Origin of the sequence: Streptomyces sp. NPDC091682 (assembly GCF_044756625.1) — a bacterium.
GTDB lineage: Bacteria > Actinomycetota > Actinomycetes > Streptomycetales > Streptomycetaceae > Streptomyces.
This window is the reverse complement of record NZ_JBIVTH010000005.1, coordinates 114,118-135,136: the sequence shown is the minus strand read 5'-3', so window position 1 is coordinate 135,136 and position 21,019 is coordinate 114,118. Positions and strand designations below refer to the sequence as shown.

The 21,019-nt window shown below is 71.8% G+C and carries 23 protein-coding genes and 2 pseudogenes; 10 read left to right on the top strand and 15 right to left on the bottom strand.

The annotated features are described in order from the left end of the window. Nucleotides 1–3 precede the first annotated feature (3 nt). The 5 genes from ACIQK6_RS13640 to ACIQK6_RS13620 are packed head-to-tail and all read right to left on the bottom strand — an operon-like array spanning nucleotide 4 to nucleotide 1,703. Nucleotides 4–177 carry a hypothetical protein gene (locus tag ACIQK6_RS13640; RefSeq protein WP_402694826.1) on the bottom strand — a complete coding sequence of 58 codons (174 nt, stop codon included), beginning with the start codon at nucleotides 175–177 and terminating at the stop codon, nucleotides 4–6. After that, nucleotides 174–404, bottom strand: coding sequence for a hypothetical protein (locus tag ACIQK6_RS13635; RefSeq protein WP_402694825.1), 231 nt, complete (start codon nucleotides 402–404; stop codon nucleotides 174–176). Before ACIQK6_RS13635 ends, ACIQK6_RS13640 begins: the two co-directional genes overlap by 4 nt. Next, complete coding sequence (locus tag ACIQK6_RS13630; protein ID WP_402694824.1) at nucleotides 401–799, bottom strand: helix-turn-helix domain-containing protein; 399 nt, start codon at nucleotides 797–799, stop codon at nucleotides 401–403. The genes ACIQK6_RS13635 and ACIQK6_RS13630 overlap by 4 nt, the downstream gene beginning before the upstream one ends. A 52-nt stretch (nucleotides 800–851) precedes the next feature. Then, on the bottom strand, nucleotides 852–1,172 hold the full coding sequence (locus ACIQK6_RS13625; RefSeq protein ID WP_402694823.1) for a hypothetical protein: 321 nt from the start codon (nucleotides 1,170–1,172) through the stop codon (nucleotides 852–854). A gap of 36 nt (nucleotides 1,173–1,208) precedes the next feature. After that, entirely contained in the window at nucleotides 1,209–1,703 is a 495-nt protein-coding gene (locus ACIQK6_RS13620) for a hypothetical protein (RefSeq protein ID WP_402694822.1), read from the bottom strand. A 251-nt stretch (nucleotides 1,704–1,954) separates the two neighbouring features. Here ACIQK6_RS13620 and ACIQK6_RS13615 point away from each other — a divergent pair, with 251 nt between their 5' ends. Beyond that, on the top strand, nucleotides 1,955–2,257 hold the full coding sequence (locus ACIQK6_RS13615; RefSeq protein WP_402694821.1) for a hypothetical protein: 303 nt from the start codon (nucleotides 1,955–1,957) through the stop codon (nucleotides 2,255–2,257). A gap of 179 nt (nucleotides 2,258–2,436) precedes the next feature. On the opposite strand, the gene ACIQK6_RS13610 is transcribed toward ACIQK6_RS13615, so the two are convergent. Continuing rightward, nucleotides 2,437–3,000, bottom strand: a complete 564-nt coding sequence (locus ACIQK6_RS13610; RefSeq protein ID WP_402694820.1) for a hypothetical protein — start codon at nucleotides 2,998–3,000, stop codon at nucleotides 2,437–2,439. A gap of 357 nt (nucleotides 3,001–3,357) precedes the next feature. Continuing rightward, entirely contained in the window at nucleotides 3,358–4,506 is a 1,149-nt protein-coding gene (locus tag ACIQK6_RS13605) for a zinc-ribbon domain-containing protein (RefSeq protein WP_402694819.1), read from the bottom strand. Nucleotides 4,507–4,699: 193 nt separating this feature from the next. Between ACIQK6_RS13605 and ACIQK6_RS13600 the strand changes: the two genes are divergently transcribed. The 4 genes from ACIQK6_RS13600 (at nucleotide 4,700) to ACIQK6_RS13585 (ending at nucleotide 8,346) form a co-directional block, all read left to right on the top strand. Continuing rightward, the gene (locus ACIQK6_RS13600) at nucleotides 4,700–5,899 is read left to right on the top strand and encodes a tyrosine-type recombinase/integrase (protein ID WP_402694818.1); all 1,200 of its coding nucleotides are present in this window, start codon (nucleotides 4,700–4,702) and stop codon (nucleotides 5,897–5,899) included. Beyond that, complete coding sequence (locus tag ACIQK6_RS13595) at nucleotides 5,896–7,503, top strand: hypothetical protein (RefSeq protein WP_402694817.1); 1,608 nt, start codon at nucleotides 5,896–5,898, stop codon at nucleotides 7,501–7,503. The genes ACIQK6_RS13600 and ACIQK6_RS13595 overlap by 4 nt, the downstream gene beginning before the upstream one ends. Beyond that, entirely contained in the window at nucleotides 7,500–7,937 is a 438-nt protein-coding gene (locus tag ACIQK6_RS13590) for a hypothetical protein (RefSeq protein ID WP_402694816.1), read from the top strand. The genes ACIQK6_RS13595 and ACIQK6_RS13590 overlap by 4 nt, the downstream gene beginning before the upstream one ends. A 187-nt stretch (nucleotides 7,938–8,124) precedes the next feature. Then, a complete protein-coding gene (locus ACIQK6_RS13585) occupies nucleotides 8,125–8,346 on the top strand; it encodes a hypothetical protein (protein WP_402694815.1) in 222 nt (73 codons plus the stop codon). Nucleotides 8,347–8,509: 163 nt separating this feature from the next. Here ACIQK6_RS13585 and ACIQK6_RS13580 read toward each other — a convergent pair whose 3' ends face one another. From ACIQK6_RS13580 to ACIQK6_RS13565, 4 genes and pseudogenes are all read right to left on the bottom strand, one after another. Further along, on the bottom strand, nucleotides 8,510–8,908 hold the full coding sequence (locus ACIQK6_RS13580; protein WP_402694814.1) for a hypothetical protein: 399 nt from the start codon (nucleotides 8,906–8,908) through the stop codon (nucleotides 8,510–8,512). Nucleotides 8,909–9,186: 278 nt separating this feature from the next. Continuing rightward, nucleotides 9,187–9,384: pseudogene (locus ACIQK6_RS13575) on the bottom strand (MBL fold metallo-hydrolase); the annotation flags it as partial. Between the two features lie 320 nt (nucleotides 9,385–9,704). Continuing rightward, nucleotides 9,705–10,349: a hypothetical protein gene (locus tag ACIQK6_RS13570; RefSeq protein WP_402694813.1), complete on the bottom strand. Its 645-nt coding sequence runs from the start codon at nucleotides 10,347–10,349 to the stop codon at nucleotides 9,705–9,707. A gap of 12 nt (nucleotides 10,350–10,361) precedes the next feature. Then, complete coding sequence (locus tag ACIQK6_RS13565) at nucleotides 10,362–11,249, bottom strand: HAD family hydrolase (RefSeq protein WP_361769456.1); 888 nt, start codon at nucleotides 11,247–11,249, stop codon at nucleotides 10,362–10,364. A 357-nt stretch (nucleotides 11,250–11,606) separates the two neighbouring features. Here ACIQK6_RS13565 and ACIQK6_RS13560 point away from each other — a divergent pair. After that, a pseudogene (locus ACIQK6_RS13560) lies at nucleotides 11,607–11,846 on the top strand (UTRA domain-containing protein); the annotation flags it as partial. Between the two features lie 175 nt (nucleotides 11,847–12,021). Here ACIQK6_RS13560 and ACIQK6_RS13555 read toward each other — a convergent pair. Next, the gene (locus ACIQK6_RS13555) at nucleotides 12,022–12,675 is read right to left on the bottom strand and encodes an MBL fold metallo-hydrolase (RefSeq protein WP_402694812.1); all 654 of its coding nucleotides are present in this window, start codon (nucleotides 12,673–12,675) and stop codon (nucleotides 12,022–12,024) included. 9 nt (nucleotides 12,676–12,684) lie between these two features. Beyond that, nucleotides 12,685–13,377, bottom strand: coding sequence for a maleylpyruvate isomerase family mycothiol-dependent enzyme (locus tag ACIQK6_RS13550; RefSeq protein ID WP_329103274.1), 693 nt, complete (start codon nucleotides 13,375–13,377; stop codon nucleotides 12,685–12,687). 197 nt (nucleotides 13,378–13,574) lie between these two features. Here ACIQK6_RS13550 and uvrA point away from each other — a divergent pair, with 197 nt between their 5' ends. After that, nucleotides 13,575–16,568 carry an excinuclease ABC subunit UvrA gene (uvrA, locus tag ACIQK6_RS13545; RefSeq protein WP_329103276.1) on the top strand — a complete coding sequence of 998 codons (2,994 nt, stop codon included), beginning with the start codon at nucleotides 13,575–13,577 and terminating at the stop codon, nucleotides 16,566–16,568. Nucleotides 16,569–16,967: 399 nt separating this feature from the next. On the opposite strand, the gene ACIQK6_RS13540 is transcribed toward uvrA, so the two are convergent. Continuing rightward, the gene (locus tag ACIQK6_RS13540; RefSeq protein WP_329103278.1) at nucleotides 16,968–17,846 is read right to left on the bottom strand and encodes a carbohydrate kinase; all 879 of its coding nucleotides are present in this window, start codon (nucleotides 17,844–17,846) and stop codon (nucleotides 16,968–16,970) included. 119 nt (nucleotides 17,847–17,965) lie between these two features. On the opposite strand from ACIQK6_RS13540, the gene ACIQK6_RS13535 reads away from it, so the two are divergent. Continuing rightward, a complete protein-coding gene (locus ACIQK6_RS13535; RefSeq protein WP_329103281.1) occupies nucleotides 17,966–18,397 on the top strand; it encodes a Rieske (2Fe-2S) protein in 432 nt (143 codons plus the stop codon). Between the two features lie 26 nt (nucleotides 18,398–18,423). Here the strand turns inward: ACIQK6_RS13535 and ACIQK6_RS13530 are convergent, their stop codons facing one another. Beyond that, nucleotides 18,424–19,356, bottom strand: a complete 933-nt coding sequence (locus ACIQK6_RS13530) for a hypothetical protein (protein WP_329103283.1) — start codon at nucleotides 19,354–19,356, stop codon at nucleotides 18,424–18,426. Nucleotides 19,357–19,585: 229 nt separating this feature from the next. Here ACIQK6_RS13530 and ACIQK6_RS13525 point away from each other — a divergent pair, with 229 nt between their 5' ends. Further along, nucleotides 19,586–20,194 carry a papain-like cysteine protease family protein gene (locus tag ACIQK6_RS13525; protein WP_329103285.1) on the top strand — a complete coding sequence of 203 codons (609 nt, stop codon included), beginning with the start codon at nucleotides 19,586–19,588 and terminating at the stop codon, nucleotides 20,192–20,194. Between the two features lie 5 nt (nucleotides 20,195–20,199). Beyond that, on the top strand, nucleotides 20,200–21,003 hold the full coding sequence (locus tag ACIQK6_RS13520; RefSeq protein WP_329108045.1) for a hypothetical protein: 804 nt from the start codon (nucleotides 20,200–20,202) through the stop codon (nucleotides 21,001–21,003). Nucleotides 21,004–21,019 lie beyond the last annotated feature (16 nt).

Below are 21,019 nucleotides of genomic sequence, written 5' to 3'. Positions count from 1 at the left end.
GCGTCAGGTCCTCTCAGGGGTGGGAGTGATGGGGGGCAGGCTGGCCAGGAACGCGGCGAACCCGGCCGGGTCATCGCGCTCGTACGCGTCCAGGAGTTCCAGCACCTCGGCGCCGAGGGCAGCCGCCTCCGCGTGCCTGCGCTCCAGCCGCGCCAGCCGGGCGGACAGGCCGCTCACACCAGGGCCCGCCCGTCGACCCCGGTCACGACGTACGTGACGGGCCCGCCCCGGGTGATGGCGGTCAGCTCCAGCCGCTCGGGGCCGAGCCACGCGTACGCCCGGTACAGGGCGTTCCCCGGGCCGAGGGGCTCGCCGTACCGGGCCGCCTCCGCCGCCGGGTCGAAGGACGCCCGGGCGGGGGCGGTGACGCGCTCCAGCCGCAGCACGCGGCGCCCGAGGCTCACGACGTCGTCCCGCCCTCGTCGCGGCATGCGGTCGCCGCCTCCAGCAGTGCCACCCGCTCCTCCAGCTCGACGTGTTCGGCGATGCGCGGCAGGAGGGAGAGGACCCCGAGCGCGGCCCGCACGCGGACGGTGGCCCCGGCGTTGTCGTCGGTCAGGACCCGGCCGAGGACGCCGACGGCGGACCGGCTGACGGTCTCCAGCGCCCGCAGGGTCTCGCCCAGCGCGGTGCGGCGCAGCTCCTGCACCTGCTCCGCGTACGCGGGATCTTCGAGCCAGCGGCGGACCGTGCGGCCGGTGACGTCGACCTGCCGGGCAACGTGCTCGGCAGGCAGGCCACGGGCGAGGAGGACCGCGGCGCGGGCCTTCCTGCCCTCAGCTAGGACATTCGCGGGCATGCGCGGACACCTCCAGCGGCAGAGCGGGCGGGGGCGCTGCGGGACGGCACGGCTACAGCCCCCGGCCGGATCGGACGACCCCGGCCTCCTCCAGCACCCGCAGGTGCTCCAGCGCCCGGGCGCGGCCCGGCTCGGGCATGCGGGCGACGACGGCGCCGAGGGTGTCGTCCTTCTCCGTGAAATACGGGCCGGCCTCCAGGCGCACGCCCTCCCACGCCGCCCGGAGCCGCAACGTCTCCTGGCGTTCGGTGTCGAGGACGTCCAGGACGGCCTGAACCGTCGCGGCGTCCGCGGCGAGCAGCTGCTCCGCCGCATCCATCGGGTGGTCCGCGGCAAGGATCGCGTCCACCAGGGCACGGCTCGGGCTGGTCATCGGGGGCTCCTGTCAGGGGCGGGTCGGGTACGCGGGTCAGGGCGAGGAGATGCGCCGGCCGTACCGGAGCGCGGCACGTGCGGCGGCCGCGTGCGCGGCGGGATCAGCGGCGGGCGGTCCGGCCGCGGCGGTCGCGCACCGTATGCAGACCGGGCGGGGCCACCGTGAGGAGGCATGGACGACCGAACCGGCCCGCCCGCACCGGGCGCAGCGTGACGTGGACGTGTCTGTGCTCCTGGCCGTCGCCGTCGAGGGGGCGGCCGCACGGGTCCGGGTGGGGAGCCGGCGGATCCGCGCGGCCAGCACTGCCTCGTGCGAGCGGATCCCGTCTGGCCAGGAGGTCAACAGGTCACGCAGGTCGGGGCCGAGGGTCCAGCCGCGGGCGCGGGCGGTGTCCCGCAGGGCCGGGGCGAGGGCCCATGCGGTGCCGGGCTGCGGCGCCCACGGCTCGGGGAGGGTGCGCAGGAACGTTGCGGCGGCGGTGAGGGTGGCACCGGGGGTGATGTCACAGTGGGGGCGGCTGGTCGGCATGACGGGGCCTCCGCACGAATGCGTGAGCTGCCCCGGCCCATAACCAGCGAGCGGCGGGTGAGACCACCCGCGCCCGTAACGGTACCTGTACCGGACGGCGGGCGGACATGTGTGGACACAGAGGGACGTCCGAGCTGTACCCTGCCGGCAGTTCAGGGAACGGCATGGCGCGGAACGGTGTTGCGCGGGGACGGGCGTCCCCACTTCTGAACGGTGCAGCGCCCATTCCCCCATGCACCGAAGGACTTCCCGTGAATCGACTTCCGTCCGCAGCTGAGACCGAGACCGTGAGCGCTCTGCGCGCGGGCGCCGGCAAGTGGCTGTCCGCTCGTGACGTCCATGCCCGGACGTCGACCATTGCCCCGCGCACGGTCCGTATGGGCCTGGCCCGCCTCGTCCGGCTCGGCATCATCGAGTGCGTGACGTTGCGTTCCGCCCATCACTACCGGCTGACGGCTGCGGCCATCGAGCAGCACGCCTCCTACTTCGCCCGCGTCGACCAGGCGGCCGAGGTGCTCGCCGAGCGGATGCCGGTGCCGGACCCAACCGTCTGACCGTCGGCGGCCTCGTCCAACCCATCGTGCGGGACGAGGCCGCCGGGCGGGTCCCCGACGGCCGCAACCGTCTCGCCGCCTGCGAGCTGGCCAGCGTCGAGCCCGAGTTCACCACCTACGACGGCGACGACCGCGACGGCTACGCCCTCGCGGTGAACGTCTCCCGCCGCCACCTGACTCTAATCACGCCAGAACGCGAGCCGCGCCCACCCTGTTCGCTTGATCCTCTTGAACTTGGCTTCCGCCTTGATCGCGTCAGCTAGTGCCTTGTCGGCCTCGTTGGCAGCCTTCGACAGCCCCTCGACCACTTCCCAATACTGGCGGGCGTCTTCCACTTCCTCCGGGATGGTCTGCGCCATCTGGTTGCTCCGCTCCCACGTTCCCCACGCCTTAACCCAGAGGGCGAACGTGGCAAACGCCTCGTTCTTGAGCTGGATCACTGTGAGAGAGCCGAACATGGCTACCTTGGCCGAGAGCAGGTTTTCCAGCGACGATTCGAACTTGGCGTAGGTGCCGTCAGGGAGCCTCTGCTTCGACTGTGCCTCGCTGCGAACCATCGCCACGTCGCGTGTCGCTTTGAGTACCTCGGCGTACGTGTCCATCCGGCGGTCCCACAGACGGTGGCGTCGGTCGCGCGACAGGGTCAGCCGGTGGGTGATGACCACGGCGATCGTGGACACGGTGGCCGTGATCGACGTAGCTATGAGGGTTGCCTGCACGGGTGTCAAGGTTGAGAGGTCCATGGCGGCAGAGCCTAGGGCTGGGGCAGACCGCGGACTACCTCCACGACCTCTTGGCCGACCTGCACCGGCGTCTCTTCCGTGGGGCCCCCAGCCCAGGGACCCGGCGGAGGCGTTCCGGGCCGCGTACTTCCGGGAGAAGCCGGAGACGGAGCCAGAGGCGCCGGCCGGACGCGCCGAGCGCGGCGCCATGAAGGTTCAGGTGGGCTCCACGATCCGGCTCATGCACGCGATGACTGCGGCCCGGCCGAGGGTCCATCCCATCGGGCGGCCGTTCTACGCCCTCGACGAGCCGTTCCCCGCGCCTTGACTGTGCCGGGGTGGCCTGGCTCGCCTGGAGACCCGGCCACCGACGGCGGGTCAGCCGCGCGCCGTCAGGGGATGGACGAGCGCGCGGGCGTCCACGACGGCCACCCCGTCGATGTCCTCCACCGGCCCGGAACCGAACCGCACCCACACCGGGACCGCGCCCGCGTCCCGGGCGAACGTCAGCTTGCGCACGGATGACGGGTTCGGCCGTGAGTCGATCTCCACCACGAAGGGCGGGAACCCTTCCGGTCGCCATCCCAACAGGTCCACGCGCCCGTACCGGCCTTTGCCGTCGGGCACGACCGGGACCCGCACCTCGGCGTAGACCCTCGCCCCCTCACCCATCGCGCACTGGAGGCACTCCCGGACTTCCTCGGTCAGTGCCCGGGTCACCTCGGCCGTGGTGACCGGTGCCGGTTGCTCCTCCGGCCAGTGCTCCGCCCACCCCTCCAGCGCCCCGAGGAATGAGGCGGAAAGGACTGCCAGCTGCTCGCCGGTCAGCGGCGGGCGGGTCTCGCCGCCGAGTGCGTACCACCAGCCCTCGGCCCAGTAGGCCCGGCCGAAGATGTTCAGCACTCCGTCCCGGAGGGCGGCGGCCGCGCAGGCCTCCAGGGACGGGACGGCCCGCTCGGCGGCCACGGTGACCCGCTCCAGGCTCCGGCTGGTTTCGCCGGCCTTCCCGAGGACCTGCTCACCGGCGATGGCGTACTGGAGGTGCTTCGCCGCCCAGTAGCGCCACTCCACCGCCAAGCCCTCGGGCATCCCGTCCGGCAGGCGCACCGCGCCGAGGAGTTCCCCGGCGCGGCCGGCCGCCGCCTTCGCCGCGGCGGACAGCTCCACCTTGACCCTCGGGGCGTTCTCCTCGAACTCCCGGGTCCGGCACGCGTAGCACCGAGCGTGCTCGGCCTCACGGGTGCCGATGCGGACCGTCTTCACGCACCCGCACCCCGGGAACACCCGCCGGGTCTTGAACCCGACACACTCCTTGCACGCCGCGACGTCGCCAGCCTTCCACTTCGGCAGGGACCGGCGGCTGATCACGGTCTCCTCCCACTCGTGGCCGGCCGGGCAAAGCCACCACATCATCGGGCCGCCCGTCCCGACCCGGTCCGGGGTGAGGGAGCCGTTCCGGGTGGGGTGCCACGTCGCGGCCACCGACGGGAACGCCTCGGCGAGGGACACGGGGAAGGTGCGCGGCATGTGGCGGCTCCGGTGCTCGGGGATCGGTCGTCAGCAGTCCCCAGCGTTCCGTACCGGAGGGCCGCGCGCAGCCCTGCCCACCCCATCCACGCAATCCGTGTCATGGGCCGTCGCGAGGGGGAGGTTCGCTGGTCTGGGTGACCCGAACCTGAAAGAGCGCGGATAACGTGTGTTATCGGCTAGCGTCTAACGCATGGTCAACAAACCCACGAGACGCCCCGGTTCGCAGCTCGCGACGGCTCCGACCCGCGCCGAGGACGCGTACGCACGCATCCGCGCGCAGCTCGGCGCCGTCCGTCCCGCCGGCACCCCGCGCACCGCTCCTCAGGTCGACCGGCTCGCCCTCCTGGCCGAGGCGTGCGACGAGGAGGCGTTCCGGCTCGTCATGGACTGGCTCGCCTCCGAGGCGGCGAGCACTCCGGCCACGATGCGTGCCTACGCCGACGACGTCCGCCACTGGGCCGGCGTCACCGGCGAGCAGGGGCAGCGCTTCACTCTCGACGCGATCACTCCCGGAGTCCTCACCACCTGGCGCCTGTCCGAGGAGGAGCGCGGCCGCGCCGCCCGCACCATCAATCGCCGCCTGTCCTCGTTGCAGTCCCTCTTCGACTTCCGGGCGCACCGGGAAGGCCGGCACCCGGTCAGGCTCGTGACCCGGTTCGACCGCCCGAAGGTGGACCGGTCCGCCGCCGCCGTGCGCTCCACGCCCGTCCTGGAGGCGGACGAGCTCCAGCGGCTCATGGACGCGTGCGCCGACCGGCACGAAGCCCTCGTGGTGCTCCTCGCGTACACGATCGCCGGACGCGTCGCCGAGCTGTGCAACGCCACCCTGTCCGCGCTGGAGGACCGCGGCCGCACCTGTCGGCTGAACCTCACCCGCAAGGGCGGGAAGATCCGCGTGTTCACCATCCCGCCCGAGCTGTGCGAGCTGCTGGACGAAGTGCTCGCCGGCCGGACCTCCGGCCGCCTGCTGCTGCGCGCCGACGGCCGCCCGTACGACCCGGACAGCGTGGACCGGATGCTCACCCGCCTCGGCCGTCAGGCCCGCGTCCTTACCTGCCGCTCCGCCTACACCGGCCGCGGCCGACGGCCGACGGGCCAGGAAGGCCAGCCGCGGCACTCCTTCCGCACCTGCACCCGGTGCCGGGACGTCACCCCCCACGTGCTCCGCGCCTCCAAGCTGACGCACATGCACGACGACGGCGTGCCGCTGGAGGAGATCCAGCAGTTCGCCGACCACGCCGACCCGGCCACCACCCTCGGGTACATCCGCCAGCGCGACGACGAGGGAATCAAGGCCCGCAACGCGGCCGCCTCCGTCGACCTGTACCGGCACGTCCTCGACCGCTGGACCAGCATCCCCACGACCCACCAGCAGGAGGCGACAGCATGACCGACATGCAGACCGTCCAGGCCACCGCGACCGGCGCGGTTTATGCCCTCGTCGACCCGCGCGTCTACGAGGTGCGCTATGTGGGCCAGACGGTCAAGCCCCTCGCGGAGCGGCTTGCCGGGCATCTGGTGGACCCGGCTCCCCGGGTGCGCGAGTGGATCGCTTCCCTTGCCGTGGACGGCGTCGCCCCGGACATCATCCCTCTCATGGAGGGGGTTCCGCTCGCCGACCTTGACCGTGTCGAGCGTGATGAGATCGAGGCCCACAGCGCGCGCGGTGATCTCCTCAATACGGCGAACAACCGGGTGTTCACAGACCGCCGGCGGAAGGAGAACCGTGCGGAGAGGAAGCGCCGGGAGGCCGCCGAGAAGGAGACGACCGAGCGGTGGAACCGTGCAGTGTGGCGGAAGGTCGCCGACCAGGTGCGCGAGGCCACCGGCGGCCCTCTCTCGCCGGCGGATGTCCCTGTGCGGCCTATCCCTGCATCGATCTGGGCGACGTACCGGGTCTACCGGGTTACGCACGAGACGTTGAAGGCGAAGTTCGCCGCCGCATACCCGAAGATCAACGCGGAAACGGCAGTGCAAGTCGGCGTCGAATGCTTCCGTGAGTCGGGTCAACCCCACCCGGACCCTGAGATGGCCGTTCTCCAGCCCCGTCGTACGGTGACGGCGTCCGTTCTGGAGAGCTACTGCCGTGCCTACACCGGTGCGTTCGCCGCTGTGGACGAGGGGGGCCGGTACGGGACGGAGGGGAACGTCTCCGGCCGCGGTGGATCCGCGTATGAGACCGAATTCCGCGACGGTGATCACATGGCCCGGTACATGTCGCTGATCGCATGGGCGGGGCGTGCGCTCGATCCCTGGGTTGCGCTCGCACGGAAGGCGGGCATGGACGTTACCTCGGCGGAGTTCACGGAGTGGGTGTCCGATGATGCCGACGTGCGGTCGGCCGTCGCGATGTACCAGGCGACTGCCCCGGGGTGGCTCGGCACCTTCAGGCAGACGTGGGACTTCTCCCTTCCTGACTACGCCCTCGCTCTCGGTAGTGCGCACATCCCGGGGTTCGTCGTCCCCGGCCTGCTATCCGACACGGCCAGCGAGGCGCTGTCCAAGGCGGCGTCCGACCGGCAGGCCACGACGGCCATGTGTGGTGCGCTGCTACGCCTGGCTCCCGGAGCCCTGGACGCGGTGTACGGCAGGGACGAACTGGCCGAGGCAGACGCGGCCTTGGGGCTGCCAGCGGGTACGTCTGCGCAGGTAGCCCGCCGCCTCTACGGGGACAACCTTGAAGACCCGAAGGACCGAACCTCGCGGCTTCTCCAGCGTCATACGGGCACCTTCGACGCGGTCACGATCCCCACCTACAGCGGCTGGTCCGGGCCATCGGTCCCGGGGTGGAGGTTGCTCGCGGCGTCGTTCTACAGCGCCGGACTGCTCCCCCGTGCCGACCCGGGGGACGGCGAAGCCCTCGTGGCCAAGGTCAAGAACACGTGGAAACCCACCGCGTCAGGCATCGCCTACCTCGATGAACGCGAATCCGTCCTACTGGCTGACGACACGGAACTGCCCTACCCCACGACGCCGACCGGGAGCAGCGCGTGACCGCCATCCGCACCGCCGCCGAACACGCGGGCCGCTGGAAGGCCGAGCGGGGCCAGGCTCCGCACTACTCGACCGGACACGCCCAGTGGTGGACGTGCCTCGCCTGCCCGCTGGACGGCTGCGAGTGGCACCACGACGACCGACACGACGCCCCGGCGGACCCGACCGCGCTGGAGACCCTCGTGCACGAGCACGTCGCCGGGCACGCCCTGGTCGACGTCCTCGCCGCGCTCACCGCCGCGCGGGACGCCACGGCCGCGGTGAACGCGTCGAATGACCGGGCGTGGGACGTCGTCCGCCTCCGCCGCCAGGAGGCCGCTGCGCGGGGCGAGGACCCGTACGGCGACCCGCTGTCCCGGATGGTGTCCGCCGCCCTCGTCGGCAGTGAGGAGCGCCAGGCGGTGCGCGCCGCCCTGACCGCCTCCCACGGCTGACCCGCCCGCGCGTTCAGTTTCTAAACAGCCCGCCACGCCCCCATTCCCAGCCACTGGAACGGGGGGCGCAGTCATGCGCGGAGCTCAGGACGCCACACGACGGCGATTCCCGTGCACCGGTCGCGGGCCGCTGCCCCGACGGGTTGGCGCAGGTGCGGAGGGTCGGGAGCGGTCCGAGGCTGGAGGCATGGACTCCACCGCGAAGCTGATCGTGTACCCGCCCGATGAGAACGGCTGGCGCCGCGTCCGCTACGACGGCGTGGCTATCGGCGTGGCGCACCGACCAGCCGACATCAGGGTGTTTCTCGCCGCGGCCGGCCTTGAGGACGCCGAGGACGCGGACCTGACCGACCCCGGGTTTGTGGAGTGGAGGGGCGGCGGTCCGGAGGAGTGGGACCCCGCCTCGTAGAGGCAGGTAGGCGGGTGGCGAGGAGCCCGCGCTCCCGCCGTGCCACGGCACTGGGCCTGACGGCCCGGTCCCACACCAAGGACGGCATCTCTGTTCCAGACGACTGGAGCAGAGATGCTGCCTGTGTGGGGTGAGGTGATGGAGCCGACAGGTTCCCCTCGGTTCAACCGGCGTTGGCGGTCCCGGCGGGAGCTTGCGCCTGTGCCGTCGAGGCCGGGATCACCTCGACGACGACCCCTGTCCTCCACCCCTCGTCGTCGACGTGGCCGGCCCCTCGTTCCCACCGGAACTCGGATGAGTGAGTGACGCTGCCGCGGGTGGCGAGGAAGAGCGGCTCCACACAGGTTCGGCGGGCGCCGCCCCGGTACATCGCGTCAACCAGAGCCCAGCCGATCAGCGGGAAAACCTCACGCGGGTCGTCTGCGGTCTCCTTCGTCTTCGTGTTGAAGTTCTGCACCTGGGTGCTGACGGTCCAGCCTTCGGGCGCAGGGATCAGGGAGAGGATCGTGCCACCGTATTGGATCCCGGCCTCGTGGTCGCGAACGGTGTCGTGGCTGCTCATTGAGCGGCTCCTCCAGGGGTTGACGGTCGCGCACGGCCGTGGGCCCGGGAAGGGCCGGCCCGCGCAGCGCCCTACGGGACGTGTGCGGCCGAGTATGGGCGGTTACGGGGGGAGCCCGCCCTCATTCCGTGGAAGAAGTGCGAGCGACGGTCGGGCGGCGACGGGGGTGCCGGACAGGGAGGCGGCCGAGGTCGGGTGCCGAGCGGGTCAGGCATGCCGGAGGCCCCCTCACGCCGTGCGCCGAGGGGGCCTCCGGTCAGTGGTGGGCCTTGGTATGGTCACCAGCCGCGAGCGCGCCACTCCGCAAGGTGGGGGCGCTCGGCGCCGAGGGTGGTGTCGTTCCCGTGGCCCGGGTAGACCCAGGTCTCATCCGGGAGGACGCCGAACACCTTGGCCTCCAGGCCGTCCATCAGGGAGTCGAACTCCGCCGGTTGTGTCGTCCGGCCGGGACCGCCCGGGAAGCCGTAGGAGCCTGTCCCCTCGACCGGTACGCGGGCGTGTGGTCGTGGGGGTGCTTCCCGGCAGGACGCGACCGAGGTATTCCGCGGGGACGAGTCGGCGGCCCTGGCGGCCCCGGAGCGCGCGGAAGGGTTCGCGCCCACGGCCGTGATGTGGGAGTTCGTGGGGCGGTCGTGACTGCGCGCCGGGCCGGGTACTTGAGCCTTCTCTCCGACCTGCCCGGCGAAGTCCGGCCCCTGCGCGCCCCTGACGCTGCCGAGGCGGCCGGGAGCCGTCCTGTGCGGCAGCACCGTCCCTGACGAAGCCTTCCCCCGGGCCCGGACCGCCGGACAGCCCGTCAGCGCGGGATGGTCCAGCTCGTGAGGAGGCTGCGGGCGGCTCCGCTGTTGCCGAGCCGGTAGACGGCGACGGCGTCCGGGTGGACGTCAAAGGCATCGAACGGCTCCGCCTCGATGGCCTCCAGGGCGTCGAGGCCGGCGAACCCGACGGTGACGTGCGCCGTGTACTTTGCGGGCCCGATCTGGGCGGGCACGTAGTGCTCGACCCAGTCGAGGGTGCTCTGGCTGATGTCCTCGCCCGGATCGGTGACGAAGGCCGCGGACGTGCCGCCGGACTCGGTGAAGGGGGTGATGGCGGTGAGCAGGGCGGCCTGGAAGTCGAGCACCTGCTCGCTGGGCCGGACGAGGATGACCGCGAGGCCCTGGCCGGGCTCACCGAAGTCGGCGTGCTTGATCGCCACCGCCCGGTAGGAGAGCGCGCCCATGTCGGTCGCGGCCAAGGTGTCACCGATGGCGGCGTGGACGTCGTCCAGCTCGGCGGTGCGCACGTAGCGCTGGAGGGTGGTGATGTGCGGTTGGTGGGTGGCGTCCAGGGCGAAGCCGCCTGGGACGCTCTCGCGCATCCGGGCGTTCAAGGCGCGGGCCCGCCGGAGGGTGTGCTCGTCCGGGTTCACGAGTACGTCGATGGCGGTCAGGTCGCTCACGGGTCCTCCTGGTCAGAACACGGTGGTCCAGTCGTTCTTCATGCTCACGACGGTCCAGCCGAGCTCTGCGGCCTTCGCGAGCGAGGTCTCGGCGCCCTTGGTGTAGGCGAACTCGCGCTGTTCGTCGTCGTGGTTGACGAGCAGCGCGAAGCGGGCGCTCTGGAGCATCTGGATGTCCACGTCGGCGTTGCCGCCCGCGAGGACGGGCAGCCGGCCGGTGTGGGCGAAGATGTGCTCGGGTTTGCCCGCCCCCAGGTCCAGGTCGCCGAGCAGCTCGCGGGAGCGGACGAGTCTGCCGTCGGCGTAGGTGTACGCGGCTGCCGAGCCGATGACGTTCTCTTTGGGGATCCCCCAGGTCTCCTCCGCGAAGACGCGCATGAAGTCGCGGCCGCCGCCCGAGCACACGAACACCCGGAATTCGTTGGCGTACAGGAGGTCGAACAGCTCCAGCATCGGGCGGTAGACCAGGTCGATGTACGGGACACCGAGCTTCGGCTGCTTCACCGTCCTCATCCACTCGCGCACCTGCGCGTCGAACTCCTCCGGTGTCGTGCCCGCCCACGAGCGGGCGAACGCCTCCACCAGGGTCGACACCACCTGCGGCGCCTGCGTCGCCAGACCCTCGAAGAACGCCTGGTCCCGTTCGATCAGCGCCTTGTACGGCTGCTGGCCGGCGAGCTGCGGCTCGGCCTCCACCTCCTTCCCCCACGTGCGGAACACGAAGTCGAACTGCGGGGGCAGCGGCTGTTCGACCCACAGCGTGCCGTCGTTGTCGAACGTGGCGATCCGGTCGGCCACCTCGACGAATGTCGCCCCCGGTGTCGTCGTCGCTCGGACGAAATCCAAGATCGCTTGCCGGGCCGGGCCGTCCTTCCAGCTCGCCAGCACCTGCTCGGTCACGGGCACTCCTCGGCTCGACGGTCGCACCACCAGCAGATGCGGCACTCAAGCAGTGATCTTGCCAGCTTTTCGACGTTTCGCAACGAATAGTGTTATTTGGTCAGATTTTACATGCGATCTCCGGGGGTGAGGAGAGGATCGTCGGCAGCGCTCCAGCCCTGCGGTGGGGGATCCCGTGTGGTGGTGCCGGGTGGCTGGGTCGAGCCGCGGTGTTTCCTCGCCCAGCAGCCGGCCTCGCCGACGACTGCTCCACCACACGGCCGTCCACGAGCCGTCGTGAGGCGCCCGGGCACAGCGGGCAACGTCCGGCCGCAGACGATGCGCCCGTGAGCCGGCCTGCGGCCGGCGCACCGGCCGATGTTCAGCGGGTGCGCAGTTCGGCGCGGACGTTCCTCGGCGAGGGCGATCGCGGTGACGGTGGCGCAGGGCCTCGACGGGCGAATGTCCGTTGAACCATCCGAGGAGACCACGCTGCCGGCCGACATCGCGGAAGCCCTCGGCTTCGAGGCCGGCGCGACCGTGGTGCGCCCGCGGCGGCGCGCGCTGATCGAGGATGAGGTGATCCGAATTCAGGACGCGTGGTACCCGCTCGACGCGGTGCGGGCGGCCGGCCTGGAACGCTCCGGGAAGATCCGGCGGCATCCTGGATGCTTCGGCCTCGGCGGGCCTGCTGCCGGACGAGGCGGACCGCCGGGTGACTGCGTGGGTACCGACGGCCGGGCAATGACCGCCCCACGCTCGTTTCGAGCGGAGGCGGCCGTCGGTGCTACGGTCACCAGCCTCGTGCGCGCCACTCCGCGAGGTGCGGGCGCTCGGCGCCAAGTGTCGTGTCGTTGCCGTGGCCCGGATAGACCCAGGTCTCATCCGGGAGGACGCCGAACACCTTGGCCTCCAGGCCGTCCATCAGGGAGTCGAACTCCGCCGGTTGTGTCGTCCGGCCGGGACCGCCCGGGAAGAGGCAGTCCCCGGTGAAGACGTGCGGGTGCCCGTGCGGGTCGTCGTAGATCAGGGCGATCGAGCCGGGGGTGTGACCGACCAGGTGGCGGGCGGTCAGGCTGACCCGTCCGACCGTGACGGTGTCCCCGTCGGCCACGAGCACGTCGGTCGCCACCGGGATGCCCTCGGCGTCGTGGGCACCCGCGTAGGTGCGCGCGCCGGTCGCCTCGACGACGTCCGCGAGGGCGCCCCAGTGGTCGCCGTGCCGGTGGGTGGTGACCACCGACGTGATGCCGTCGTCGCCGATCAGCCTGAGCAGGGTCTCCGGCTCGGCGGCCGCGTCGATGAGCAGCTGCTCGTCGGTGGCGCGGCAGCGCAGCAGATAGGCGTTGTTGTTCATCGGGCCCACCGCGACCTTGGAAATCATCAGGTCCGCAAGTTCGTGCACGTCGGCGGGACCGCCGACCTTGACCTCTCCGGTGTACGTCATGTCTTGATCCTAGAGCGGGGGGAGCTCGGGCAGGCCGTCGCCGGCGATGACCGCGAGGTGTGCGCCCCGCAGGCCGCGCCCCGCCAGCCAGCCGAGCAGTTCGTCCTCGGGGCCTTCCAGGACGACCGGGGTGCCCTCCGTGCCGCCGGTCCGCCAGACCCTGTCGGGCCGGGCCCGCAGGGTCACCGGCGGCACGTCCGGACGGCCCGACCAGCGGTCGCTGAGGAAGGCGATCTCGCGGTCGGTGAACTCGTCCGGGAGGTGGGAGAGCTCGTAGCCGACGTTCAGGTCGACGTGGTGCAGATCGACCTCGACCCAGCGGCGGAAGGGCACGTTGGCGGCGAGGTCGGTGACGCCGTTGCGCAGCTCGACCGTGCGGGACCAGTCCTGGTCGTGCTCGGTGGTGGCCATGAAGCGGGCCGCGGAATCACGGAGGTCCGTCAGGTGTTCTTCGAGGGGCCGGCCGGCGTCGCGCTCGATGTCCGCGTCGCGGGCGGTGGCGCTCTCGTACATCGGGCGTCCCTCGAAGACGTTGACGAGCGCGTCGGCGTTGCGTGCGAGGTGGGCCAGGATGTGGCCGCGGGTCCAGCCCGGAAGGTGTGACTCCTCGGCGAGGGCCGCGTTGTCCAGTTTCGCGACAGCGGTCAGCAGCCGGTCCGTGGCTTCACGTACAGATCGCAGGTCGCGCACATGATCAGTCATGGCGGCGAGCCTAGTGGTTCACCGGGCACCGCCACACGATTGGGTGAAGCGGTCTGCGGAGTGCCGTAAATCGAATGTGCGTGCTATACGCTCGGAAGTCCAAGGACCCAGTCCATCGCAGAGGCGCCCCCCAGCCCCCATACCCTGGATAGTCGGGGGCCCGTGCCCCCGCTCTCTCAAGAAAGGTGCGGACCGGCGTGACCGACCGTCTCATCGTTCGTGGCGCTCGCGAGCACAACCTGAAGAACGTCTCGCTCGATCTGCCCCGCGACTCACTCATCGTCTTCACCGGACTCTCCGGGTCGGGCAAGTCCTCCCTGGCCTTCGACACGATCTTCGCCGAGGGGCAGCGCCGCTACGTCGAGTCGCTCTCGTCGTACGCCCGCCAGTTCCTCGGGCAGATGGACAAGCCCGACGTCGACTTCATCGAGGGCCTCTCCCCGGCCGTCTCGATCGACCAGAAGTCGACCTCGCGCAACCCGCGCTCGACCGTGGGCACCATCACCGAGGTCTACGACTACCTCCGCCTCCTCTTCGCCCGCATCGGCAAGCCGCACTGCCCCGAGTGTCGCCGTCCCATTTCGCGCCAGTCGCCGCAGGCGATCGTCGACAAGGTGCTCGCGCTCCCCGAGGGCAGCCGATTCCAGGTGCTCTCGCCGCTGGTGCGCGAGCGCAAGGGCGAGTTCGTCGACCTCTTCTCCGACCTCCAGACCAAGGGCTACAGCCGGGCGCGGGTGGACGGGGAGACCATCCAGCTCTCCGAGCCGCCCACGCTGAAGAAGCAGGAGAAGCACACCATCGAGGTGGTCATCGACCGCCTCACCGTCAAGGAGAGCGCCAAGCGCCGGCTCACCGACTCCGTGGAGACCGCCCTCGGTCTCTCCGGCGGCATGGTGATCCTGGACTTCGTCGACCTCGCCGAGGACGACCCCGAGCGTGAGCGGATGTATTCCGAGCACCTCTACTGCCCCTACGACGACCTGTCCTTCGAGGAGCTGGAGCCGCGCTCCTTCTCCTTCAACTCGCCCTTCGGCGCCTGTCCCGAGTGCACGGGTATCGGTACGCGCATGGAGGTGGACCCGGAGCTGATCGTTCCGGACGAGGACAAGTCCCTGGACGAGGGCGCGGTCTCGCCGTGGTCGCTCGGCCACACCAAGGACTACTTCCAGCGGCTGATCGGCGCGCTCGCCCAGGAGCTGGGCTTCCGCACCGACATCGCGTGGGCGGGGCTGCCGGCCCGCGCGAAGAAGGCGCTGTTGTACGGACACAAGACGCAGATCGAGGTCCGCTACCGCAACCGGTACGGGCGGGAGCGGGCGTACACGACGGCCTTCGAGGGCGCCGTGCCGTTCGTCAAGCGGCGGCACGCGGAGTCGGAGAGCGACGCCAGCCGCGAGCGCTTCGAGGGCTACATGCGCGAGGTGCCCTGCCCGACCTGTGAGGGCACCCGCCTCAAGCCGATCGTGCTCGCCGTGACGGTGATGGAGAAGTCCATCGCCGAGGTCGCCGCCATGTCGATCAGCGAGTGCGCGGACTTCCTGGGACGGATGCGCCTCGACGCCCGCGACAAGAAGATCGCCGAGCGGGTCCTCAAGGAGGTCAACGAGCGGCTCCGGTTCCTCGTGGACGTCGGTCTTGACTACCTCTCGCTCAACCGGGCGGCCGGTACGCTGTCGGGCGGCGAGGCACAGCGCATCCGGCTCGCCACCCAGATCGGCTCCGGTCTGGTCGGCGTGCTCTACGTGCTGGACGAGCCGTCCATCGGTCTGCACCAGCGGGACAACCACCGGCTGATCGAGACCCTGGTGCGGCTGCGGGACATGGGCAACACGCTCATCGTGGTCGAGCACGACGAGGACACCATCAAGGTGGCCGACTGGGTCGTGGACATCGGTCCGGGCGCGGGCGAGCACGGCGGCAAGGTGGTGCACAGCGGTTCGCTCAAGGAGCTGCTGAAGAACACCGAGTCGATGACCGGGCAGTACCTGTCGGGCAAGAGGGCCATCGCGATCCCGGAGGTGCGCCGGCCCGTGAACGGTGAGCGCAAGCTGACCGTCCACGGCGCCAAGGAGAACAACCTGCGGGACATCGACGTGTCCTTCCCGCTGGGTGTGCTGACGGCCGTCACCGGTGTTTCGGGCTCGGGCAAGTCGACGCTGGTCAACGACATCCTCTACACGCACCTGGCGCGCGAGCTGAACGGCGCCCGCTCGGTGCCGGGCCGGCACACGCGGGTCGACGGCGACGACCTCGTCGACAAGGTCGTGCACGTCGATCAGTCGCCGATCGGCCGCACCCCGCGGTCCAACCCGGCCACGTACACCGGTGTCTTCGACCACGTCCGCAAGCTGTTCGCGGAGACGATGGAGGCGAAGGTGCGCGGCTACCTGCCGGGCCGCTTCTCCTTCAACGTGAAGGGCGGCCGGTGCGAGAACTGCTCCGGTGACGGCACGATCAAGATCGAGATGAACTTCCTGCCGGACGTCTACGTCCCGTGCGAGGTCTGCCACGGCGACCGCTACAACCGCGAGACGCTGGAGGTCCACTACAAGGGCAAGTCCATCGCGGAAGTCCTGAACATGCCGATCGAGGAGGCGCTGGGCTTCTTCGAGGCGGTGCCGACGATCGCGCGTCACCTCAAGACGCTCAACGAGGTCGGGCTGGGCTACGTCCGCCTCGGCCAGTCCGCCCCGACCCTGTCGGGCGGTGAGGCACAGCGCGTGAAGCTGGCCTCCGAGCTGCAGAAGCGGTCGACGGGCCGGACGGTCTACGTGCTGGACGAGCCGACCACGGGTCTGCACTTCGAGGACATCTCGAAGCTGATCAAGGTGCTGTCGGGGCTGGTGGACAAGGGGAACTCGGTGATCGTCATCGAGCACAACCTGGACGTCATCAAGACCGCGGACTGGGTCATCGACATGGGACCGGAAGGCGGCTACGGCGGCGGTCTGGTGGTGGCCGAAGGCACGCCGGAGGCGGTGGCCTCGGTGGGTGCCAGCCACACGGGCAAGTTCCTGCGGGACATCCTGGGCGCGGACCGGGTGTCGGACGGGGCGCCCGTGGCGCGGCCGGTGGCCAAGAAGGCCCCGGTGAAGAAGGCCCCGGTGAAGAAGGCTGCGGCCACCAAGGCCGTCGCCGCGAAGAAGACGGCTCCGGCCAAGAAGACGACGGCCCGGGCGCGCAAGGCGTAGCAGCCGAGCCGCGTTCGAGTTCGCGTTCGAGTTCGCGTGCGGGGGAGGGTCCGGCCCATGGCCGGGCCCTCCTTCGTTCGCCCGGCTCAGGTGGCGACGCCCACCGCGCGACCGGCGCAGGCCGGGTCCGTCAGGACGGCGAGGAGGGCGTCCGCGACGTCCGCGCGCGGAATGGATCGGCCGCCGGGCACGTTGGCGCCGATCGCGCGGCGGTAGGTTCCGGTCCGGCGCCCACGTGGTCCAGCCCGTCGAGGAGTTCGCCCCGGCCGTGGCCCGCACCGTCTGGGCTGCGCTGAGGTGAGCTGAGCCGAGGAGATCCGAGCCGAAGAGACCCGAGCAGAACCAGTCAGAACCGGGCAGAACCGGGCAGCATGGAGCGGATAGGGCCGCACCGACCCGTCAGCGCAGCTCCGCCGCGTACGGCGGCTCCGCGCCCGCCCGCGTGCAGGTCAGGGCCGCCGCGTGGGCGGCGTGGGCCAGCACCTCCGGCCAGTCCACCGGGCCGCCCGGCAGGGCGGCGAGCCGGTGCAGCAGGGCGGCGTTGACGGTGTCGCCCGCTCCGATCGTGTCCACCACCGGCACCGGGCGGGCCACGGCCGAGTACTCCCCGCCCTCCCGCGTCCAGGCCGTCAGGCCCGCCGCGCCCCGGGTCAGCACCACTGCCGACGGTCCGGCCGCCAGCCAGTCCTCGACCCGGCCGCCCAACCAGGCCGCGTCCTCCTCCGACAGCTTGAGGACGCTCGTGTGCGGCAGCAGCCGCTCCAGGAAGCGCGCGCGGTACGCGGCCGGGTCCGCGATCAGCGCCGGCCGGATGTTCGGGTCCAGCAGGGTCAGCACCCCGCGCCGCGACTCCCGGCGCAGCAAGGCCTCGTACGCGCTCGCGCCCGGTTCCAGGACCAGCGAGCAGGTGCCGAGCGCGAGGGCCCGCACCCCGTCCGGGAGGGCCGGCGGCAGCGCGAAGAGCCGGTCCGCCGTGCCCTCGACGTAGAAGCCGTACGAGGCCGAGCCGTCCGGGGCCAGCGAGGGCACGGCGAGCGTGGTCGGCTCCGGCCCGCGCTGGACCAGCGACAGGTCCACCCCCGCGGCCCGCAGCCCGGCCAGCAGGCCCTCCCCGAAGCCGTCCGAAGAGACCCGGGAGCAGAAGGCCACCTCGGCGCCGAGCCGCCCGAGCGCGAGCGCGGTGTTGTACGGTCCGCCGCCCGGCCGGGGCAGCAGCGCCCCGGGCGGCCGTGCAACGGGCACCAGGTCGATGAGGGCTTCTCCGCCGACGACGATCACGCGGGGGAAGCTACCTCATGGGACGGAGGTATCGTCGGGTGGGCCGGTGCCCCGGCCGGGTTCCGGCCCGCGCCCCGCCCGGCACCCCGCCCCCCGCGCCCGCACCCCAGGAGAACCGCATGCCCGCGCCGCAGTCGCCCGCCCGCCGTACCGTCCTCAAGGGCGCCGCCGCGCTCGCCGGGGCCGCGGGCGCCGGAGCGACCCTCGCGGCCTGCTCCACCGAAACCAACAGCGGCGGCAACACCCCCGCCACGCCCACCGCGCCGGTGGACCTGGGCGCCGCGGCCGACGTCCCGGTGGGCGGCGCGAAGCTCTACAGGGAGAACAAGCTGATCGTCAGTTGCTCGGCGGAGGGCCAGTACAAGGCCTTCAGCGCCCAGTGCACGCACGCCGGCTGCGTCCTGGACAAGATCGTCGAGGGCGAGGGGAACTGCCCCTGCCACGGCAGCCGATTCGACGTGAAGACCGGCCAGGTCCTGCGCGGTCCGGCCGCCGCCCCGCTGCCCGCCGTCCCGGTCCGGGCCGAGAACGGCAAGCTCGTCGCGGGCTGACCGGCGCCCGCACCCGCGACCGAGCCTCAGTCCCAGTCCCAGGCGATCCCGAGGATCCCGCGCCGCACCGACTGCTCCACCAGGTGGACCGCCCGGTGCCGGCCGCTGGGCGTCAGGTCCACGAGGCCGGTGCGCGGAGCCCGGGGCCCGCCCCGGGCGAAGCGTCGGCAGCGCACCGGCAGGGCCGCCTCGTCGAAGCTGACCTGGAGCATGTACTGACCGCCGGCGTAGCTGAACCCGCGCACGTACTCGCCGCTGCGGGCTCCGGTGCCGTCCTCGATCCCGTAGCCGAAGACATGGGTGTCCCCGCGCCGCAGCCGCGCGTCGAAGAGCAGCTCGGCGACCACCACCCCGGACTCGGGGTGGCACCGCACCCGGCCCGTGCGGCAGTTCTCGTACGCCGTCACGCGCATCCGGGACACGTCACAGCCGGGGTCGCCGTGGTGGACGGCCAGGTAGCGGTCGACGCCGTCGCGGTGCGCCCGGACGATCTGCTGCGACTCGCGGACCCGTAGCTCCCCCGCCGGCCCGATGCGGACCCGCTCGTGGTGCCCGATCGAGTGCAGCCCGCCGTCCGGCGGGAGGTCCATCCCGTCCAGCAGCTGCTCCACCGTCCCGCCCAAGCTGAACAGGGCCCGGTACGAGCGGGTGGGCGGACGCGCGGACCCCGGCCCGGGATCCTGGGCGGCCAGCAGGCGCAGGAGGGCGCCGTCGGGCAGTTCCAGGATCCGCTCCAGGGCGGTGACCGCCCGCAGCGACTCCGGGTGACGGGGCCGCCGCGCGCCCTGCTGCCAGTAACTGAGGCTGGTGACGCCGACCTTGATGCCCTGGGTCGCGAGCCGGTGCTGCACCCGGTGCAGGGGCAGACCGCGCGCGGCGAGGGCGGCGCGCAGGGCGAGGTGGAAGGGGCCGCCGCGCAGCAACTGGCCGAGTTCCGTCGGGTCCTCGGTCGGTCGCACGGCGACTCCTTCGTGAACGTTCACACGGGCCGGCGCGGGGGATCGCGGCGGCGGCTCCGGGGGACCAGGTGACACGGCAGCAACCGTTCACACCGTAGCCCCACCGTTCACACAGCAATGTCACCGCGTATTGAAGCGTGTTGACCTGATCGCGACAACTGTCCGATGCTCCTGAACAGCGTCCGGACGCGCTCCTCCACCCCCCACACCCCACACCGGGAGGAACGCGATGCGCAACCGAAACCGGCGGCATTCCCCGGCCGCCTGCTTCACCGCCGTGTTCACCGCTCTGCTGTTCGCCCTGCCCCTCGGCGCCGGCACCGCCGCCGCTGCCGAGGTCGGCACCGATTCCGCCCTCGCCGCCAAGCGCCTGAACATCACCATGCAGGCCCAGACGAAGACCAACTGGTGCTGGGCCGCAGGCGGGAACACCATCGCCACCTGGTTCGGCCGGAACTACAGCCAGAACCAGTTCTGCAACGCCGCCTTCAACCGCCAGCAGGGCAGTGAATGCCCCAACAACCAGGCCACCCTGGGCAACGTCCAGACCGGCCTGCGCTGGGCCGGCATCAACCCCGGCTCGTACGTGAGCGGCTGGCTCCAGTACTCCACCGTCCAGACCGAGATCAACGCGGACCGGCCGATCGAGACCCGCATCCAGTGGTCGAACGGTGGCGGCCACATGCACGTCGTCTACGGCTACGACACCGCGAACAACTGGGTCTACTGGGGCGACCCCTGGCCCTCCAGCGACCGCTACAACTGGGCCTCGCACGCCTGGTACGTCAACAACAACACCTTCTCCTGGACCCACTCCCTCTACCGGATCGGGGCGTGACCGCCATGACCCTGCGCGCCGCCACCGCCGCTGCAGCCGCGGTCCTCGCCACCACCGCCCTCCTCGGCCTCGCCCCGCAGGCCACCGCGGCGCCCGGCGGCCCGGTGCCGCAGCCCCGAGCCGCCACCGCCGAGAACAAGGCCGCCGCCGCGCAGGCGGCCACCGCCCCCGACACCCTGGCCACCCTCTCCCGCTTCTTCGCCCGGGACGGCAAGGTCTCCGTCACGGCCGCGCAGCCCCGGATCGAGGGCGAGGCGATACCGGTCAACCACCTCTCCCCGGAGTTCGTCGCGGGCAGAGCGGGCGCACCCGTCGCCCGCCTGGAATTCCTCGCCAGCAAGGCCGTCTCCTCCGACGGGCAGCAGGCCGCGCTGTGGACCGCGCGGACGGAGGCCGGCTGGCAGGTCGTGAACATCGCCACCGGCGACGACGAGTTCCGCTACGCGCAGCTGGGCGCGGCGAAACTGCCCGGGGGGACGGTGTTCCGCGAGCCGCAGATCGACGCCTGGTACGTGACCCGGGGCAGCAGGGTGCTGCCGCTGGACGAGGACGCCGTGCGAGCCGTGGGCGCGGGCGGTGCGACGTTGAGCGCCTACCGGGCGCGGGTCGTCCAGGCCTACGGGGACAAGCTCCCCGGCTCCCCGTACGCCGAGCGCGGCGCGGCCGGCGGTTATGCGGATGCCGATGCCGGGCCGGCTGCTGCCGAGGGTGCGGAAGCGCCATGGGCGGCGGGGGCCGGTGCTGTGGCGCTCGGGGCGCTGGGCGTGGCCGCCGTGCGGCGATCGCGCCGGGCGGGCGCGCGGGCCTGAGCGGCCGAGCCCCGAC